Raw genomic sequence first — 1,282 nt, 5'->3', positions numbered from 1 at the left:
CGAAGGCCGCCCCATCCTCGCCCGCCCGTCCGGGCCCCGCCACAACGCGAACGCGCCGCCCGTTTCGGGGCGGCGCGCGGGGGGGGCCGAGGTGGTTCGGCGCGGATCAGAGCAGGAAATCGCTCTTGGAGAGATCGTCGATGTCGACATTCTTCAGCACGATCGTCTCGCCCGGCTCGAAGGCGATGACGACGTTGTCGCCGTTCTGGTCCATCAGCTGTCGCAGGGCCTTGAAGCTCGCCAGGTCGAAGTCGGAGAGATCGATGACGTCCTGAGCCCCGCCGGAGGCCTGGAAGTCGGTGACGACTTCCCGGTGGCTGCCGATTTCGTCGACGAACACGAAAGTGTCGGCGCCGGCTCCGCCGGAGAGCCTGTCGCTGCCGGCGCCGCCGGTCAGCGTGTCGTCGCCGGCCCCGCCGGAGACGATATCCGCGCCGGTTCCGCCATAGAGCTTGTCATGGCCGTCGCCGCCATAGACCTTGTCCTCTCCCTTGCCGCCGTCGAGCGTGTCGTTGCCCGTGTCGCCGAACAGTCGGTCGGCGTCGGCGCCGCCGACGAGGCGGTCGTCTCCCTCGCCTCCGACCAGCCTGTCCTTGCCCTCGTCGCCGAAGAGGCTGTCGTCGCCCGCGCCGCCGAACAATGTGTCGGCGCCGGTGTCGCCGTACAACTTGTCATTGCCGCCGAGGCCGTAGATGACGTCGTTTCCGGCCAGGCCGAAGATACGCTCGCCGGCGGCTGTGCCGGTGAGCTTCTCGCTCTTCGGCGTGCCGACGATGTCGTCGCCGTCTTCCGCCGTGGCGGTGAAGGTGACGGTCAGCTCCGCCGTCGAGCTCGTCTCGCCGTCGGTGGCGGTGTAGGTCACCTTGACCTCGGCCTGGGCGGAGCCGTCGATATCGGGGCCGGCATAGGCGACCGACAGCGTGCCGTCGTCGTTGATGGTGACGACGCCGTCGCCGGAGGAGACCACCGCTTCAGTGACGTCCAGCTCGAAGCCGTCGGTGACGATGTCGTTGGCTCCGACATTGACCTTGGCGACGGCGTGTTCGGAGGCTTTGGCGCTATCGGCGACCAGCTGCAGCGGGGCATAATCGACCACCGTGTCGCCGTCGCTGAAGGTGACGCCGGCGTCGGCGAAGGCGGCGATCTGGGCCGCGCTCAACAGGACGCGGTCCGGATCGAGGTCGACCGTGTCGACGCCCGCAGCCCCCAGCGCGGCGATTTCGGTCGTGGTCAGCGCCTTGATGTCGGCCGGCGCGGCCTCGAGCCGGAGGATGTCGACGCC

General features: G+C 69.0%; 1 protein-coding gene. It reads right to left on the bottom strand.

Annotated elements, in window-relative coordinates; all coding sequences use genetic code 11:
• Positions 1-106: 106 nt before the first annotated feature.
• Positions 107-1,282: calcium-binding protein (locus OCK01_RS26365; RefSeq protein WP_263826554.1), on the bottom strand; the 1,176-nt coding region annotated here is incomplete at its 5' end.

Source organism: Rhizobium sp. TRM95796 (assembly GCF_025779995.1).
Classification (GTDB): domain Bacteria; phylum Pseudomonadota; class Alphaproteobacteria; order Rhizobiales; family Rhizobiaceae; genus Rhizobium_E.
This window is presented reverse-complemented; position numbering and strand designations above follow the sequence as displayed.